The organism is Pseudonocardia sp. (assembly GCF_050246655.1).
In the GTDB taxonomy this organism is placed as follows: domain Bacteria; phylum Actinomycetota; class Actinomycetes; order Mycobacteriales; family Pseudonocardiaceae; genus Pseudonocardia.
Map to the genome: position 1 here is coordinate 16,823 of NZ_JBFWVQ010000029.1, position 17,282 is coordinate 34,104.

The 17,282-nt window shown below is 75.1% G+C and carries 16 protein-coding genes and 1 pseudogene; 4 read left to right on the top strand and 13 right to left on the bottom strand.

The window, feature by feature from the left end; genetic code table 11:
• Positions 1–53 precede the first annotated feature (53 nt).
• Genes AB7J25_RS12230 through AB7J25_RS12240 form a run of 3 tightly spaced genes read right to left on the bottom strand, consistent with a single transcriptional unit; the run spans position 54 to position 3,468 of the window.
• The gene (locus AB7J25_RS12230) at positions 54–1,022 is read right to left on the bottom strand and encodes a hypothetical protein (RefSeq protein WP_428508278.1); all 969 of its coding nucleotides are present in this window, start codon (positions 1,020–1,022) and stop codon (positions 54–56) included.
• Entirely contained in the window at positions 1,019–1,930 is a 912-nt protein-coding gene (locus tag AB7J25_RS12235) for an ATP-binding cassette domain-containing protein (RefSeq protein ID WP_428508279.1), read from the bottom strand. The genes AB7J25_RS12230 and AB7J25_RS12235 overlap by 4 nt, the downstream gene beginning before the upstream one ends.
• The gene (locus AB7J25_RS12240; protein WP_428508281.1) at positions 1,927–3,468 is read right to left on the bottom strand and encodes an alpha/beta hydrolase; all 1,542 of its coding nucleotides are present in this window, start codon (positions 3,466–3,468) and stop codon (positions 1,927–1,929) included. The genes AB7J25_RS12235 and AB7J25_RS12240 overlap by 4 nt, the downstream gene beginning before the upstream one ends.
• 271 nt (positions 3,469–3,739) lie before the next feature.
• Here AB7J25_RS12240 and AB7J25_RS12245 point away from each other — a divergent pair, with 271 nt between their 5' ends.
• Entirely contained in the window at positions 3,740–4,276 is a 537-nt protein-coding gene (locus AB7J25_RS12245) for a YceI family protein (protein WP_428508283.1), read from the top strand.
• A gap of 142 nt (positions 4,277–4,418) precedes the next feature.
• Positions 4,419–4,793: a VOC family protein gene (locus AB7J25_RS12250; protein ID WP_428508285.1), complete on the top strand. Its 375-nt coding sequence runs from the start codon at positions 4,419–4,421 to the stop codon at positions 4,791–4,793.
• A gap of 52 nt (positions 4,794–4,845) precedes the next feature.
• Here the strand turns inward: AB7J25_RS12250 and AB7J25_RS12255 are convergent, their stop codons facing one another.
• Complete coding sequence (locus AB7J25_RS12255; RefSeq protein WP_428508287.1) at positions 4,846–5,145, bottom strand: SelT/SelW/SelH family protein; 300 nt, start codon at positions 5,143–5,145, stop codon at positions 4,846–4,848.
• 58 nt (positions 5,146–5,203) lie between these two features.
• The gene (locus AB7J25_RS12260) at positions 5,204–5,926 is read right to left on the bottom strand and encodes a winged helix-turn-helix transcriptional regulator (protein WP_428508289.1); all 723 of its coding nucleotides are present in this window, start codon (positions 5,924–5,926) and stop codon (positions 5,204–5,206) included.
• Positions 5,927–6,084: 158 nt separating this feature from the next.
• On the opposite strand from AB7J25_RS12260, the gene AB7J25_RS12265 reads away from it, so the two are divergent.
• A complete protein-coding gene (locus AB7J25_RS12265) occupies positions 6,085–7,455 on the top strand; it encodes an FAD-binding oxidoreductase (RefSeq protein ID WP_428508291.1) in 1,371 nt (456 codons plus the stop codon).
• A gap of 35 nt (positions 7,456–7,490) precedes the next feature.
• Here AB7J25_RS12265 and AB7J25_RS12270 read toward each other — a convergent pair whose 3' ends face one another.
• The 8 genes and pseudogenes from AB7J25_RS12270 to AB7J25_RS12305 all read right to left on the bottom strand — a co-directional run bounded on the left by AB7J25_RS12270 (position 7,491) and on the right by AB7J25_RS12305 (position 15,419).
• Entirely contained in the window at positions 7,491–8,045 is a 555-nt protein-coding gene (locus AB7J25_RS12270; RefSeq protein WP_428508293.1) for a GNAT family N-acetyltransferase, read from the bottom strand.
• Positions 8,046–8,060: 15 nt separating this feature from the next.
• A complete protein-coding gene (locus AB7J25_RS12275; protein WP_428508294.1) occupies positions 8,061–8,978 on the bottom strand; it encodes a DNA-3-methyladenine glycosylase family protein in 918 nt (305 codons plus the stop codon).
• Positions 8,978–10,057, bottom strand: a complete 1,080-nt coding sequence (locus tag AB7J25_RS12280) for a sugar phosphate nucleotidyltransferase (RefSeq protein WP_428508296.1) — start codon at positions 10,055–10,057, stop codon at positions 8,978–8,980. The genes AB7J25_RS12275 and AB7J25_RS12280 overlap by 1 nt, the downstream gene beginning before the upstream one ends.
• Before the next feature lie 22 nt (positions 10,058–10,079).
• Positions 10,080–10,859, bottom strand: coding sequence for a glycosyltransferase family 2 protein (locus AB7J25_RS12285; protein WP_428508350.1), 780 nt, complete (start codon positions 10,857–10,859; stop codon positions 10,080–10,082).
• A gap of 173 nt (positions 10,860–11,032) precedes the next feature.
• The gene (locus tag AB7J25_RS12290; RefSeq protein ID WP_428508352.1) at positions 11,033–12,001 is read right to left on the bottom strand and encodes a PEP-utilizing enzyme; all 969 of its coding nucleotides are present in this window, start codon (positions 11,999–12,001) and stop codon (positions 11,033–11,035) included.
• A gap of 838 nt (positions 12,002–12,839) precedes the next feature.
• Positions 12,840–13,664: pseudogene (locus AB7J25_RS12295) on the bottom strand (PEP/pyruvate-binding domain-containing protein); the annotation flags it as partial.
• A 27-nt stretch (positions 13,665–13,691) separates the two neighbouring features.
• Positions 13,692–14,519: a tetratricopeptide repeat protein gene (locus AB7J25_RS12300; RefSeq protein WP_428508298.1), complete on the bottom strand. Its 828-nt coding sequence runs from the start codon at positions 14,517–14,519 to the stop codon at positions 13,692–13,694.
• 72 nt (positions 14,520–14,591) lie between these two features.
• Positions 14,592–15,419, bottom strand: coding sequence for a glycosyltransferase (locus tag AB7J25_RS12305; protein ID WP_428508300.1), 828 nt, complete (start codon positions 15,417–15,419; stop codon positions 14,592–14,594).
• Positions 15,420–15,578: 159 nt separating this feature from the next.
• Between AB7J25_RS12305 and AB7J25_RS12310 the strand changes: the two genes are divergently transcribed.
• Positions 15,579–17,090: an LCP family protein gene (locus tag AB7J25_RS12310; RefSeq protein WP_428508302.1), complete on the top strand. Its 1,512-nt coding sequence runs from the start codon at positions 15,579–15,581 to the stop codon at positions 17,088–17,090.
• Positions 17,091–17,282 lie beyond the last annotated feature (192 nt).

The following is a 17,282-nucleotide window of genomic DNA, read 5'->3' on the forward strand; positions in this document are numbered from 1 at the left end:
ACGGGAGCTAGGACTTCCCGTTCGTGCCGTTCGCGCGGATCCAGGGCGGCGGGTCAGGCGTCGCGGCGGCGGGTCACGACCACGGCCAGCGCCAGCACCACCAGCGCGAGGAGCGCGGCGTACCCCAGCGCGGGCCACGGACCGAACAGCTCCCGCTCCCCGAAGAAGGACCGCGCCGGGTTCGGCTCCACGACGCCGACGGTGAGGAAGCGGGTGAGGTTCGTGAACGGCAGCCACGGCGTGACCGCCGGACCGACCACCGGCAGGACCGACACCACGCCCTCGCCCACGGTCATGAGGACCAGCAGGAGGGTGAGTGCGCCGCCGCCGTGACGCAGCAGGACCCCCGTGCCGACGCCGAAGACCGCGACGACGGCGTACACCAGGGCGACGCCCGCGACGGCCCGCCAGTGCGCGCCGGAGGCGAGGGCGAGGTCGGCGTGCGGCGCGAGCAGGCGGGCCAGGCCCCAGGCCGGGAACGCCGCGACCAGGCCGATCGCGGCGGACGCTGCGGCCACCACGACGGCCTTGGCGAGGATGGACGACGTCCGGTCCGGCGCCGCGAGGAAGCCGGTGCGGACGGTGCCGAAGCGGTACTCGCCGGTCGCCGCCAGCACGGCGAGCACGGCGACGACCATCATCGGCAGCGCCCCGAGGCCGCCGATCGACGCCCACACGGGGCCGTCGCCCGGTTCGTGGACGGCCGCGACCAGGGCCGTCGGACCGACCAGCAGGGCGACGGCCACCACGGCGCACCACCAGGGCGAACGCGTGGACGCGAGCGTGATGCGCTCGGCCGCGAGCAGCCGGCCGAACCGGCGCAGTGTGCCCGCGGGCAGGGGCACGCTCGACGGCCGGCTCGGCGCGGCGGCGTCCGGCCTGGCGGCGTCCGGTGTCGCCACCGGACCCGCGACCGGACCCGCGCCCGGCCCGGCCCCCGCGCTCGGTGCCGCCACCGCGGCCGGCCCGGCGCCCACCACGGCAGCCGTCTGCGCTCGGGCCTCGGGCACCGTCGCCGTCACGACGCCACCGCCACGTACTCCGCCTGCTCCCCGGTCAGCTCCATGAACGCCTCCTCGAGCGACGCCTGCCGCACCACCAGCTCGCACAGCGCGATCCCGTGCCGCGCCGCGACGTCCCCCACCTGTTCGGCGCTCGCCCCGGGCACCTCGACGGTGGTGTCGCCGGGCAGCGCCCGCACGTCGAGCCCCGCCGCCGTGAGCGCCGCCGTGAGCGCCGCGGACCGGGTCGCACGCACCCGCACCACCGCGCCCGTCCCCACGATCTGCGCGGTCGGGCCCTGCGCGACGAGCCGCCCCCGCCCGATCACGACGAGCTCGGCCGCCGTCACGGCCATCTCGGCGAGCAGGTGACTGGACACGAGCACCGTCCGGCCCTCGGCAGCGAGCCGCTGCAGGAGCAGGCGCACCCAGGCGATCCCGGCCGGGTCCAGCCCGTTCACGGGCTCGTCGAGGACCAGTACCTCCGGGTCGCCGAGGAGCGCGGCGGCGAGCCCCAACCGCTGGCGCATGCCCAGCGAGAAGGTGCCGACCCGCGCTCGGGCCACCGGGGTGAGCCCGACGAGGTCGAGCACCTCCGCCACCCGCGTCACCGGCAGGCCGCCCGCCGCTGCGAGCCACCGCAGGTGCGAGCGGGCCGAGCGGCGGGGATGCACCCAGCCCGCGTCCAGCAGCGCCCCGACCGTCCGCAGCGGATGCTCCAGCTCGGCGTAGGCGCGGCCGCCGAGGCGGGCCGTCCCGGCCGTCGGGTGGTCCAGCCCGAGCAGCATGCGCATCGTCGTGGACTTGCCCGAGCCGTTGGGTCCGAGGAAGCCGGTGACGACCCCGGCCCGGACGGTCACGGTGAGGTCGTCGACGGCGACGGTGGCGCCGAAGCGCTTCGTGAGCCCCGTGAGCTCGATCGTGGTCACGCGTCCGTTCCTTCCGTGGTCGTGCAGCGGATGCCCTCGGCGGGCAGGGTGAGATCGACGAGGTAGTCGGCCGCGACGTCGTCCACGCAGGACCAGCCGAGCCCCACCGCGCCGTGTCGGGTGCCCTCGACGGTGAGCAGGCGCGCGTCGAGCGCGTCCGCGAGCGCCACCCCGGCGGAGTAAGGCGTGGCCGGGTCGCCGGTGGTGGACACGACGAGCACCGTGGGCAACGCGTCGGCGTGCGGGACGTGGCGGCTGCTGGTCGGCGGCACCGGCCACAGGCCGCAGACGTCCAGCGCACCGACGACGGGCGTGCCGGGGTCGGCGAACGGGGCGGCCGCCGCGAGCCGCTGGGAGAAGGCCGCGGCCTCGGCGCGGTCGGTGATCCGCTCGTCGTCGGCGCAGCGGACGACCGTGAGCACGTCGGTGTCCAGCTCGTAGTACGCGTCGGCGAGCGCGAGCAGGGCCGCGCCGTCGCCGCTCTTCAGGTCCGCGAGGCCGTCGGTCAGGGCGGGCCAGCCGCGCGGGTCGTAGAGCGCGCTGATCACGGCGGTGACCGCGTCGTTGTACCCCAGCGTCCGGCCGTTCGACGCGGGGACGGGCGCGGTCACGAGCGGGCGGGTGAGCTGCTGGAAGACGGCCGTGGCAGCCGCCGGGTCCGTGCCGAGCGGGCATTCCGCTGCCGTCGCGCAGTCCGCCGCGTAGACCTCGAACGCGGCCTGGAACCCGGCGAGCTGCGCGACGGTCTCGTCGTCGCTGGGCTGGGCCGGGTCGACGGCGCCGTCGAGCACGAGCGCTCGCACGTTGCCGGGGAACATCTCGGCGTAGGTGGAGCCGATGAGGGTGCCGTAGGAGTAGCCGAGGTAGGTGAGCCGGCGGTCGCCGAGGGCGGCGCGCAGGACGTCGAGGTCGCGGGCGACGTCGCGGGTGCCGGAGTTGGCGAGCACGTCCAGCCCGCCGGAGCGCTCGGTGCACGCGGCGATGTAGTCGCGGGTCTCGGCCTCGGCCTGGGCGACGCCCGCGGGCGACGGGTCGACGTCGAGGTCGGCCCGGTAGGCCAGCGCGGCGGCGTCGGTGAGGCAGTCCAGCTTCGGCGTGCTGGCGCCGATGCCGCGCGGGTCGAAACCGACGAGGTCGAACGGGCCGTCGCCGAACGTCCCGGCCAGGTAGGCCGCCAGCTGCGTGCCGGAGCCACCGGGGCCGCCGGGGTTGACGACGAGCGAACCGATCTTGTGCTGGTCCGTGGCATGGCGCAGGACCGCGATCTGCGCGGTGCGCCCGTCCGGCGCGGCGTAGTCCAGCGGCACCTCCAGCCGGGCGCATTCCAGCGCCGGATCGGCGTAGACCTCGCCGTCGGCCGCGGAGATGGCGAACGAGTCGCAGGAGCCCCAGTCGAGCTGCTGGGTGTAGAAGCGCTCCAGGCCCGCGGGAACCGGCCCGATGCCGGCCTCGCTCGGGGCGGGCGCGCAGGCCGCGAGGCCGAACGTGCAGAGCGCGGCGGCAGCGCAGGCTGCCCACCGCGCGGACGGACGGGACATGGTCGCTCCTCCCCGGAGGCCGCGCGGTCGAGCACCGGCGCCGGGTTCTGAGGATGCGGGCCCGCGGTGGGGCAGGCGCAGTTGCCGCGGAGTGACAGTTTCCTTACCCGGCTGCTCCCTGGGGCCGGGTCGCCGCGGGCGGCCGGCGGCGTGGGACGGCCGCGACCACCGGTGGCCGAGTGTGCACTCGGACAACCGTCGCCACGACGGAACGCACGCTCGGTGCGACCCGCATCCGCCGAGTGCCCGTCCACGGCCCTACGGTGCGGCCATGCCGGCATCAGGAGTGGACAGACGGATCGGCCCCGAGCACGGCCGCCTGGTCGTGCACACGTCGCGGGAAGGCCTCGCGGCGCACGCGGGGCACGACCTCGCCATCGAGCTGACCCGGTGGTCCGGTCGGCTGCGGTTCGGGATCGACCCGGCGGCGACCGAGCTGGCCGTGACCGTCGACATGGGGTCGATGCGCATCGCCGGCGCGACCGGTGGGATCACGCCGCTGTCGGAGCGGGAGAAGGACGAGATCCTCCGCAACGCCGGCAAGATCCTTGCGGTCGCTCGGTACCCCGAGGCGACGTTCGCCGGAAAGAAGATCAGCGATGACGCGGTCGCAGGCACGTTGACCCTGCTCGGCCGGCCGCACGAGCTCCGGCTCGCGTACCAGGTGGACGGCGACCGCTACCGGGCGTCGGGGGTCGTCCGGCAGGCCGACTACGGCATCAAGCCGTTCAGCGCCTTGTTCGGTGCGCTCAAGCTGGCCGACGCCGTACGGGTCGAGGCCGAGCTGGACCTGTCGTCCCGGTCCTGACGTCAGTGCTGTCGACACGTTCGGGCCGCGGCGGTGTCGCGACCGTCCCTCCGGCGCACGTGGTGGATCTGACGCCGGGACATCGGGCCCGCACGGCCGCGACCGGACGACGAGGCAGCATGTACCGACCGGAGGAGGAGCGGTGGAGGTACTGGCCGGGCGGATCCTGCTGCATCCGACGGACCCCGAACGAAGCCTCGCGTTCTACCGCGACGTGCTCGGCCTGGCGATCTACCGGGAGTTCACCGGCGGGACCGTGTTCTTCCTCGGCTCCGGATTCCTCGAGCTGTCCGGCCGGGCCGCCACTCCCGCGGGCGATGCCGTCGCGCTCTGGGTGCAGGTGCGCGACCTCACCGCCGCGCACCGCACGCTCGTCGAACGTGGCGCCACGGTGGTGCGCGGCCCGCGCCGCGAGCCGTGGGGGCTCGACGAGATGTGGGTCGTGGACCCGGACGGCGTCCGGATCGCCGTCGTCGAGGTCCCACCCGAGCATCCGCTGCGGCGGGACAACCGCTGACCGACCCTGGCCTTGAAGCCCCACCGACCCGGCATGCAGTCCCGACCGTCGCTCAGCGCTGGGCCCGCCGGTCCGAGTGTCCGAGATCGCGCTCCGGCGCGACCCGGTCCCGGACCAGCTGCTTGAGCCGGCTGAGCTCCGGGAACCCGCCCTGCTCGGCCCGGTCCCAGATCTGATCATCGTCGATCGAGATCCGGAACACCCCGCCCGTCGCCGGCACCAGCGCCACCTCGGCGAGCTCGGCCTCGAACGTCATCAGCAGCTCCTGCGCCATCCAGGCCGCTCGAAGCAGCCACCGGCACTGGGTGCAGTACTTGATCTCCAGGCGGGGGCCGCCACGGTCATGAGCCACCGGTGGATTCTGTCCTGTCCTCCGACTCCGTCCGGACGGCCCACCACGGCACGTGCGACTACCCGGAGACCGAGACGGCCGCCGGCGTCCTGGAACTCGCCGCAGGCCGGGAGACCGGCTTGATGTGGGCGAAGGCGCTGCGGGCGTTCCAGGTGGGGAAGGCTCGTACGAGCCACGTGGGGCCGTGGAGCTGGATGCGGCGGTCGCGGGTGGCCTCGGCCCAGGTGAGCCGGCCGGCGTGCCACGTGACGAAGGCTTCGGCTTCCGCCGTGATGTAGAGGTCCTCGTCGAGACCCGGGTAGGTCTTGCAGATCTCGGTGTCCCCGTGCTCGATCAGCAGCCAGTAACGCTCGCGGCGGGTTCCGCCGGTGAAGTCGAAGCGGATCACGACACGGTGATCCGGGAGCATGTCCTGGCGGAGCGCGTTGCACATCGACCAGAGGGCGACGAAGGGGTCGAGGTGCTCCGGTGCGATCTCGAGCCACGCAGCACCCCATTCGCCGAGCGACGCGCAGACCTTGAACAGGTCGTTCCCCGCGGGAGTGAGCCCGTAGTTCCGCCCGTGCCCGTCCGGCTTCGGCACCGACTCGACGATGCCGAACCGATCGAGCAGCTTGAGCCGCTGCGAGAGCAGGGTGCGGGAGAGCCCGGGCGCGCCCTCGAGGATCTCGCTGAAGCTCCGGCAGCCCAGGTGGAGATTTCGGATGATCAACGGCGTCCAGCGCTCGGCGAAGATCTCCGCGCCACGGGCGATGGGGCAGTACTGGCCGTAGGACCTCACAACGGCAGTCTCATCGCCCCGACGGGTCCCGTGAAGTACAGATTGCTGACTTCACGGCCGCACGCGGCGGTGATGCGATCGGGTCGTCCGAGATCGGAGGCCGGCGGCGGCAGCGGTCTTTGAGCATGTCGGCCGCGTCGAGCGAGGAGGCGACCGCGATGGAGATCGACGGATTCCGGGGCCGGTTGGTCACCGAGGACGATATCGGGTACGACGGCGCACGGGCCGTGTGGAACGGCGCCGTCGACCGGCGCCCCCGGCTGATCGCCCGATGCGGCGGGACCGCCGACGTGGCCGCGGCCGTGCGCTTCGCCCGCGATCAGGACCTGGAGATCGCGGTCCGGGGCGGAGGTCACAACGTGGCCGGCACCGCGGTGTGCGACGGCGGGATCGTCATCGACCTGTCGGCGATGCGAGCGGTGTGGGTGGACCCCGTGGGCCGCACGGCGCGGGTGCAGGGTGGTGCACTGTGGGGCGACGTCGACCATGAGACGCAGGCCCACGGTCTGGCCACCACCGGCGGCATCGTGGGCCATACCGGCGTCGCGGGGCTCACCCTCGGCGGTGGCATCGGGTTCCTGATGCGCAAGTACGGGCTCACCGTCGACAATCTGGTGTCCGCCGAGGTGGTCACCGCCGATGGCGGGATCGTGCGCGCATCCGCCCACGAGCATCCCGATCTGTTCTGGGCATTGCGCGGCGGCGGCGGCAACTTCGGCGTCGTGACCACGTTCCAGCTCACGCTGCACCCCGTCGGTCCCACCGTGACGGCGGGCCCCGTCTTCTGGGCTGCCGAGGACACCACCGAGGTGCTGCGGTTCTACCGGGACTTCACCGCCGACGCGCCCGAGGAGCTCGGCACCGTCGTGCGGCTCGGCACCGTCCCACCGCTGCCGGTGATCCCCGAGGACCTGCACTATCGGCCGGCCATGGCGGTTGCCAGCTGCTATGCCGGCGCTGTCGACGACGGTGCGCACGCGGTGCGCGCGCTGCGCCGGTTCGGGACACCGCTTGTGGACCTGATCGGGCCCACCCCGTACGCCGAACACCAGGGCGGTCTCGACGACACCGTCCCGCACGGATGGCACTACTACTGGAAGGCGACCGATCTCGCCGGTCTCTCCGACGAGGTCATCGACGTCGTCGCCGAGCACGCGTACCGGGCACGCTCACCGCGGACGTACGCAGCGATGTTCCACATGGGTGGCGCGGTCGCCCGCGTCCCGGGTGACGCCACCGCCTATGCCGGTCGCGAGGTGTCCCACAACATCATCATCGACGCGGTGTGGCTCCCGGAGGAGTCCGGCGAGCTCGCCGGCGCCGAGAGGGCCTGGGCGCGGGGATTCCTGCATGCGCTCGCGCCGCACCGCGCCGGCGGTGTCTACGTCAACTTCCTCGACGCCGACGACCGCGCCGATCGCGTCCGGGAGGCCTACCCCGATCACCTCTACCGGCGGCTCGCCGAGGTCAAGGCCAAGTACGACCCCGACAACGCCTTCCACCACAACAAGAACATCCGCCCTGCATGAGCGGGGCTGCTGCCCGCAGCGCGCGACGCGGACGGTCAGGCCCGCGGCACCGCCCGCTCGGCACGTACCGCTCCGGGCTCCGCGCCGGACGACGTCACGAAACCGAGCCGGCGCAGCGCCGCGACGGCCGCGGCGTTGGCGACGGTCGTGTGCGCGACGACGGTGCGGCCAGCAGCCAGGTCGAGCGCCAGCCGCAGCGCCGCCGCGCCCACGCCGCGTCCACGGGCCGACCGGACGAGCCACATCCCGACCTCCACCCGCGAGTTGCGCATCTCATCAGGCCGCGTGCTGCGTTCCGCCGGCCCGTTCTCCTGCGAGTTGCGCATCTCATCAGGCCGCGTTGGTGATTCCGCCGGGTCCGCGACCGGCGTGAGCCGCACCGCCCCGACGACGGCGCCGCCGGCGACCACCGCCCACGTCTCGCGGTGGGGCCGCGGCGCGAGGTGGTGGTCGCGCAGCCAGGCGAGCCGCTCGGCCGTCCAGCCCGCACCCAGCGGCGGCGTGACCTCGTCGGGGTCCGCGTCGGCGAGCGCGGCCGCCACGAGGGCGTCCAGCGTGGGTTCGTCGAAGGGCACCAGCGTGACGTCCACGCCGGGCAGCGTGCCTCACATGGCCCGGTAGTCGCGCGGGGAATACCGCGGCCCGAACCGCGGACGCCGCAAACCCGACAGCTCCACGTACCGCACCGCGCGCGCCCGCTGCGGCGCGTACGGCGCCAGCACCGCCAGCATCCCCGTGTCGTCGAGCGGGCGGCCGACCAGCGCGTATCCCACCAGCGTGGGGATGTGGAAGTCGCCGAAGCTGACGGCGTCCGCGTCGGCCCACGCCCGCTGGGCGACCTCCGCGGCCGTCCACACCCCGATCCCCGGGATGCGGCGCAGCAGCTTCCGCCCGTCGTCCCCGCCCAGCTCGACGGCGTGCTCCAACCGCGCCGCGACCGCCGCGCACGCCAGGATCGCGCGACGGCGCGCGGAGTCGACTCCCGCGCGGTGCCACTCCCAGTCCGGGATCGTCCGGACCTGCGTGGCCGTCGGCGGCACCCGCATGCCGGCCGGTGCCGGCCCCGGCGCCGGTTCCCCGAACCGGTGGCACAGCTCCCGCCAGGAGCGTCGCGCCTCGACGCCCGTGACCTGCTGCTCCAGCACGGCCGCCACCAGCACGTCCCACACCCGTCGCGTCGCCCCGAACCGCAGGCCCGGGTGCCGCCGCGCCGCTTCGGCCACCAGCGGATGGTGGGCGACGAACGCCGACGGGTCGTCGTCCGCGCCGAGCAGCGAGGCCAGCCCGTCCAGCACCCACCGCGCCCCCGGCCCCCACGCCGCCGCGACGACGACGCCGTCCGCGCGGCGGGAGACCCGCAGCGTCGCCGCCCCGTCCGGGGTGGTGGACGTGCGCCAGATCGCGGCGCCGTCCGCGGTCGAGCGCCAGGTCGGGTCGCCCCGGCCGCGACGCAGCGGGGCGAGACTCCCGGCCAGGTCCAGCAGGAACGGCGGGCGCCACTCCCGGTGGAGCGGTTCAGCCATCACGCATCGGAGGAGAACCGCACCGACCCGTCCGGGAGCACCGTGTCCGGCCACACCCGCATGCCCCCGCGAAGCTCGCAGCCCGCGCCGACGCGCACGCGGTCGCCGAGCACGCAGTCCAGGACCGCCGCGCCGTCGCCGACGACCGACCCGGCACCGACGATCGCGGCCTCGACCCGCGCCCCCGCGCCGACGACCGCGCCGTCGAACAGCACCGATCCCGTGACCGTCGCGCCGGGCCCGATCCGCGCGCCGCACCCGACCGTGGAGCCGCCGTCCACGACCGCGTCCGCGGCGATCTCCGCGCCGTCCAGCACCAGGACCTCGCCCGTGGGACCCGGCAGCGCCGGGGACGGCGCGATGCCGCGCACGAGGTCGGCCGAGCCCCGGATCAGGTCGAACGGGGTGCCCATGTCGCGCCAGTACGCCGAGTCCACGTACGCCTGGATCCGGGCGCCGGACGCCAGCAGGCCCGGAAACGTCTCCCGCTCCACCGACACCGGGCGGCCCCGCGGGATCGTGTCGATCACCTGGCGGCGGAAGACGTAGCAGCCGGCGTTGATCTGGTCCGTCGGTGGATTCGGTGTCTTCTCCAGGAACGCCATGACCCGGCCCGTCTCGTCCGTGGGCACGCAGCCGAACGCCCGCGGATCGGGCACCCGCACCAGGTGCAGCGTGACGTCGGCCTCCGCCTTGCGGTGCGTCTCGACGACGGCCCGAAGGTCCGTGCCCGCGAGGACGTCGCCGTTGAAGACCAGGACGTGCTCGGCGGTGAGGTGCTCCGCGACGTTCGCGATGCCGCCGCCCGTGCCGAGCGGCTCGGTCTCGACGACGTAGGTGAGCTGCAGGTCCAGGTCCGCGCCGTCCCCGAAATGCGCCGAGAACGTCTCGGCGAGATAGCTGGTGCCCAGCACGACCCGGCGCACCCCGGCGGCGCGGATCCGCGAGAGCAGGTGTGCGAGGAACGGCACACCCGCGGTGGGCAGCATCGGCTTCGGCGCGGAGAGGGTGAGCGGGCGCAGGCGCGTGCCCTTGCCCCCGACGAGCACCACGGCCTCGACCGTGTCCATACCGTCCATCACGGCGTCCTTCCTGGAGTGGTCACGGGTGGCGCTCCGGTGCGCGCAGGGCGAGCCGCGCCGCCGGCCGGGCGAGCCCGGGGAGGTGGGAGAGCACGTAGCGGCGGCCCGCATCCGCTCTGCTGGTCGGTGCGCGGGCCGGGGCCGTTACCCCCACCGACGGGACCGTGACCGAAAGCCAGCCCGCCCTGGCGAGGCGTTCACCCAGGTCGACCGCGTCGTACGGCGGCGGATGGCGCGCGTCCGGACCGTCCACGGACTCCCAGGCGGCGCGGCGCAGGAGCAGGCAGGTTGTCGCGAGCCACCCCACCGGGCCCTCCCGGCGCGGGGCGGGCACGAACGGCCGGCGGCGCAACACGTCCGCGACCGTCGGGAGCTCGAACGCCGAGGGGCGCACCGCCCCGTCCGGCAACCGCAGCTCGGGGGCGAGGGCGCCCGCGCGGGGGTGGCGGGCGGCCACGGTGAGGAGCGCGTCGAGGGTGCCGTCCGGCCACTCGACGCCCGGGTCGGTGACGGCGATCCAGCCGGCCGGGCATCCCCCGGGACGGCCCAGCTCGGCGACGGCGCGGTTCACCGCCGCGGCGTGCGGGAGGGCCTCGCGCATCCTCAGGACGCGGACGCCCGCCCGCCGCTCGGCCCGTTCGGGTGCCCCGTCGGTGGAGCCGAGATCGGCGACCAGCACGGGCACCGTGCACTCCGAGGCGGCCTCCAGCGAGTCGAGGAGCCGCGCCAGCGTATCGCCCGCGTCGCACGTCACCGTGACGACCGCCGCAGCCGACCGGCGGTCCGACTCGGTTCCCACCCGGCCGACCCTAGCCCGAGCGGCCGACACGCCCGCCCGGCCGGGTGCGCGGCCCGGCCCCCTCGGGCGGGCGGCCCGGCCCCACCCCCCGCTGCGCGAACGGCACGAACGGGAAGACCTACCTCCCCAACGGGCCGTTCGCGAGGGGCCGCGGACGGCCGCACAGGCACACCTCAGCGGCGCCGCCACCACGCGACGGCGCCGACGACCGCGCCGACGACCGCGGCGGCGGCCGCGGCGGCGGCCAACCCGGCCGCCACGGACGCCACGGACGCCGCCGCGCGACCCGTACCTCCGGGCGCGGCGTCCACGACCCCGGCAGGCTCGTCGAGCAGCGTCACCGTCCCCGCACCGCCGTCGACGTGCACCCGCTCGCCGTCCGCGATCCGGCGGGTGGCCACCCCGGTGCCGAGGACGGCCGGGATCCCGTACTCGCGGGCGACGATCGAGCCGTGCGACAGCGGCCCGCCGATGTCGGTCACCACGGCCGCTGCCCGCGCGAACAGCGGTGTCCAGGCCGGCGTCGTGATGGTCGCGACGAGGACGTCCCCCGGGACGAACCGGGCGAAGTCCGCGGGGCCCGCGACCACCCGCGCGGGACCGGTGACGCTCCCCGCGCTCGCCGGGACGCCGCGCAGGACCGGGCCGGCCTGGGTGCTGCTCGGGGCCGGCATCATGCTGTCGAACATCCGCAGCCACGTGGAGTGGGGCAGCATCTGCGGGGGTGCGACGCGCCGCCGTCCCCGCCAGAGCGCACGCCGGTCGGCGACGGCCGCGCCGTGGTCCGGGAGCGAGCGCCCGCCCGCGTCCCACGCCCGCACCAGCTCGCGCAGCTCGGCCGCCCGCAGCCAGTGGACGTCCTCGGCCGCGCCGATCGCGCCCGCCGCGACCAGCCGCCGACCGAGCTCGCGCAGCATCCGGCGGATCAGCGGCCACCCGAGCCCGACGTCGGCCAGGGCGTCCTCGCGCACCGGCGCGGCCGCCTGGGCCGCCGCGAGGAGGCGGTCGAACACCGCGCGGCGCAGCGGGTCCAGCCGCGCCCGGACGGCGGCGGTGGCCTCGGCGCGGCGGGCCGCGGCGCGCCGCTGGCGCTCGTGCGGGTCCGCGCCTGCGCCGGTCGAGCCGTCGAGGAAGAAGCGCACCGTGTCGAGCAGGGGTGCGGGGATCGTCGGCCGGGACGGGCTCGGCGACGTCGAGGTTGTACACCGTGTGCCCGTAGCGGTCCAGGTGATCCTGGAACCGGGCCTGCCACTGCGGGTCCTCGGGGATCCCCCCGTCGCGCAGCACGGCGGCGAGTGCGGGCCGTCCACGGGCCCAGGTCGCGAGGTCGTACAGCGACTTCTCGGCGCGGATCGGGGTGCTGTCGAATCCGAGCAGGAACGCCGCGGCGGGCGGGTCCCCCGCCCGCCGGACGGCGGCGTCGTAGAAGCGGGTGAACCCGATCTCGGTCGTCACGGCGATCGGGATGATCGTCTGCACCGACGTGTAGTAGACGCAGCCCTCCTCGAGCAGCGCGACGGCCTCGTCCAACAGGTCGCCCGCCGGGAGGCCCGTGAGGTCGCGGCGCGCCCGCCGCTCGACGGCGCTCGCGTAGCGGGGGCGCGCGACCGTCCGCCAGCGCTCGACGGCGCCGCGCATCAGCGGGAGCGCGCGGGGCGTGGCGGCCGTCATCCGCACCATCCCGGAGCGGGTGTAGTGGTAGTAGGCGTAGCCGTTGATCGTCGGGAGGCCGACGTCGCCGTCGCGCAGCACGTCGCGGCCGAGCCCCTCGGCGAACAGCCGGCGCAGGGAGCGCTCGACCGCCGGGTCGACCAGGTCGGCGAACAGCGGCGACAGCGGGTTCGGCAGCTGCTCGACGATGCTCGCCCGCACGTACATCCCGGTGGGGTCCTCCACCGGCCACTCGGTGGGCGGCGGCGCCTCCGGCTCCGGCAGCGCGGTGATCGGCCGCGCCTGCACCAGCAGGAACGCCCCGTCCGCGCGCGCCCACTCGACGTCCTGGGGGCAGCCGAAGTGGCCCTGCACCCGCGCGCCGAGGCGGGCGAGCACGGCGGCCTGCGCGTCGTCGAGGACGGGGGCGCGTCGCCGCTCCAGGGGCACCGGCGCCTCGGCGGTGCCCCTGCCGGTGGCGACGGTCATGACGGCCTTGTCCGCCGTGCTGCGCGACCGCACCCGGCCTGCCCCGTCGACCACCAGGTCGTCCGTGCCGACGGTGCCGCCGACCACCGACTCCCCCAGCCCCCAGGCCGCGGAGATCACGGTCTCGTCGCGGCACCCGGTGGCCGGGTTGGCCGTGAACATCACGCCGGCCGCGTCGGCGTCCACCATCTCCTGGACGACGACGGCGAGGCTCACCGTCTGCGGGTCGACCTCCTGCCGCTTCCGGTACGCGACGGCGCGGTCCGTCCACAGCGACGCCCAGCACCGGCGCACCGCATCCACCAGCGCGTCCTCGCCCCGGACGTCGAGGATCGTCTCCTGCTGTCCGGCGAAGCTCGCGCCGGGCAGGTCCTCCGCGGTGGCCGAGGAGCGCACGGCGACCGGACCGCCGCCGAGCCTCCGGTAGGCCGCGAGCAGCTCGCTGCGCACGTCGTCGGGCAGCTCGGCCTTCTCGACCGCCGCTCGCGCCGACCCCGGATCGTCGCGCGGGACGCCGGCGGTGGCGGCGTCGAAGGCCGCGGTGGTGAGCACGAACCCGGGCGGTACGGGCAGGCCGGCGCGGACCAGCTCGCCGAGGTTCGCACCCTTGCCGCCCGCGCGGGGCAGGTCCGCGGCGCCCAGATCGCCGAGCGAGACGGTGTACATGACCCCGGTATACGCCGATCAGTCGGCTCAGTCGTCGTAGGGATCCTCCCCGTCCGCCTCTGCGATGTCGCGCTCCACCGATTCGTCCCCGCGGTCCTGTGCGAGCACCAGGTACTCGCGGGCTTCGTCGGGACGGCCGTCGGCGAGCAGGAACCGCCCGAGCGTCGCCGCCCAGCCGGGTTCCCGGGCGGCCGCGGCGGCCCGCAGCTCGTCCTCGGCTGCCGCCGGATCACCGCGGACGTCGAGCAGGAAGCTCGCGTACGCCGTGTGGCCGCGGACGGCGCCGAGATCGATGGCCCGCTTGTAGAGGTCCTCCGCCTCGCCCTCGCGGCCCTGGGCGACGCGGACGTCGGCGAGCGCGGTGAAGGTGTCGGGGCGGGAATCGGCGAGGTGGCGCTGCGCTGCCCGCTCGGCCTGCAGCACCTCACCCGCCTCCAGCAGCACGGACGACAGGTTCGCGCCGGCCTGGGGGTCGCCCTGCTCGGCGGCGTCGGTGAGCAGGCGGACGGCCTCGACCAGCTGGTCGTGGTCGCGCAGCAGGATCGCGAGGTCGTTCGCTGCCGCGATCTCCCCGGCGGCCACGGCGGTGCGGAACGCCTCCTCGGCGTCCTCGGCGTCCCCGATCTCGGCGAGCGCCACCCCCAACCGCCCGGCGTAGTGGACCGCTCCCTGCTCGACGAGCGGCCCGAGCCAGTCCACGACGCAGTGCCAGTGCCCGGACTCGAGGTAGGCGCGGATGAGCAGGTCGGGGCCGTCGGGCTCGCCCGCGGCGACCGCCCGGCGCAGCACCTCGACCGCGGCCTCCGGGTCCCCGTCGCCCAGGAACGCTCTGCCCTGCGTCGACAGCGGACCCACCGCGCCACCCCCCTCGTCCGGGCGATCCCAGGATCGCACCGCGGCCGCGCTCCCGCGATCCGCCGTCGGCGGCTACGCCCGGGTGCGCGCGGGGTAGTTCGCGATCACGCGCCGGTAGGCCCGCCTGCGCACCGCCTCGGGCACGAGCCGGTACCCGCCGCGGACGACGACGTTGCGCACGTACTGCGCGGGCGTGGTGAACCCGATCTCGCGGAACCGCCGCTGGAGCCCGAGCTCGGCCCGCAGCTGCCGCCACCCGCCGCGGCGCGCGTAGGCCCCCGCACCCACCCGGTACCCGACGAGCGGCTCGGCGACGTTGGCCACACGCGCCCCGGCGAGGATCATCTTCGCCCAGAGCAGGTAGTCCTCCATCACCGCGAAGTCGCCGTAGCCGCCGACCGCGCGCACCAGCTCCCGCCGGTAGACGACCGTCGGGTGGTTGAACGGATCGGCGAACCGGGCGCGGGCGACGATGTCTGCCGGATCGGTGGGTGGCGTGCGCCGTCCGACGACGTCGTCCAGTCCGGTGCCGATCTCCAGCAGACCGGAACCCACGAGGTCCGCGGATTCCATGAGCGGCAGCTGGACGGCGAAGCGGTGCGGCAGGGAGATGTCGTCGGCGTCCATGCGCGCGACGAGATCGTGGCGGCAGGCCTCCAGCCCGGCGTCCAGGGCGGGCCCCAGGCCGAGGTTGCGCGGCAGCTCCAGCACCTTCACCGGGACGGGGCCGGTGGCCGCGAGCGAGTCCAGGGTCTCCTGCAGGGACGCACCGACGGGGCCGTCCCGGACGATCACGACCTCGTCGGGCCGTCGGGTCTGCCCATCTACTGTGGACACGAACGCGGCACGGAGACGATCCGGGCGATCCCCCGCCCACACGGGCAGCAGCAGCGAGAGCACCGCCGTCCCCCTTTCGTGCCAAATCGGCCGCGGCTGTCCCCGATCCGGGCGACTCTTCGCGACACGCGCGCCGTCGAGCCTCGGCACGGACCGCCGAGATGCGACACCCTAGGCGCCGTCGGCCGTCGGACACACCGGCGGGTGAGGGGGGTGCACGGGGTGCGTCGGGACGAGCGGCGGCGGGTCATCGCCGCGCGGGTGCGCACCGCGCTGGCGGTGGCCTCCGCGCTCGTCTTCGCGCTGACCGGTGGCGGGTACGCGCTCTACAGCGACGTGACCGCCGGGATCACCACCACCGATGTCATCGCGGGCGGCACCGGCGGGGAGCAGAACATCCTGCTCGTCGGCGTGGACAGCCGCACGGACGCCAAGGGCGACCCGCTGCCTCCGGAGATCGTGCGCGAGCTGCGCGCGGGCAACGACGACGTCCTCAACACCGACACGATCATCCTGCTGCACCTGCCCGAGGACGGCGGCCCCGGCGTCGCCTTCTCGATCCCGCGCGACTCCTACGTCTCCATTCCCGACCAGGGGCCCGACAAGATCAACTCAGCGTACCCGGCGGCCAAGGCCCGCGCGGTGCGGGAGCTCGTCGAGGCGGGCGAGGTGGACAGGGCCGCGATCGACGCCGAGGCCGCCCGCCAGGGCCGCAGCGCTCTCATCGACGCCGTGGAGAACCTCACCGGGCTCACCGTCGACCACTACGCCGAAATCAACCTGCTCGGGTTCTACACCCTCACCAGGGCCATCGGCGGCGTGGAGGTGTGCCTCAACCGGGCCGTGGACGAGCCGCTGTCCGGGGCGCGCTTCCCCGCCGGTCGCCAGACGATCTCCGGGGCCGACGCGCTGTCGTTCGTCCGCCAGCGCCACGGGCTGCGCCTGGGCGACCTGTCCCGGATCAGGCGCCAGCAGGTGTTCCTCGCCGCGATCGTGGACAAGGTGCTCTCCGCCGGCACCCTGCGCGACCCCGAGCGGCTCGCCGGGCTCGTCGAGGTGGCGCAGCAGTCGCTCGTCATCGACGAGGGCTGGGACGTGCTGGAGTTCGCGCAGCGCGCCGCGGGCCTCGCGCGCGGCGACCTCGACTTCGTCACCATCCCCACGAAGGGCCAGGAGAGCAACGACCGCGGTGACGTCGTCGTGGTCGACAGCCACGACGTCCGCCGGTTCGTCGAGGAGACGATCGACGAGCTGGCGGCGGCGACCGAGGCCGTCGCCGCGGAGGGCCCGCCGTCCGGCCAGTGGGTCGTGGACGTGCGCAACGCCTCGACCGCGCCCGGGATCGCGAGCCTCGTCTCGGACCGGATGGAGGCGCTCGGCTACGCGGGCGGCGACGTCGGCAACACGCGGCTCGCGATCACCTCGAAGGTCCGCTGGTCCGGGCCGGACGACTCCGGGGCGACGGCGGTCGCGGCCCAGCTCGGCGGCATGCCGGTGGAGCACCACGGTGCCGTGCCCGCGGGGCACGTGGAGGTGGTGCTGGGCAGCGACTTCAGCCGGTCCGTGCTCGCCGCGCCGCTGCCGCCGAGGCCGAAGCGGACGGACGGGGGTGGGGCCGCTGGGGGCACGTCCGCTGAGGGCACGTCCGCGGGGGGTACATCCGCTGGGGGCACGTCCGCGGGGGCCCCTTCGGCGGGCGACGTCACCGTGGGTGCCGTCCCCTGCGTCGACTGACCCGCGAGTTGCGCATCCCACCCCCGCGAGTTGCGCAATCCATCAGGGCGAGTGGCGCAATCCACCCCGCGAGTTGCGCATCCCACCCCCGCGAGTTGCGCAATCCATCAGGGCGAGTGGCGCAATCCACCCCGCGAGTTGCGCATCCCACCCCCGCGAGTTGCGCGATCCGTCCGCCGGCACCGACCGGAT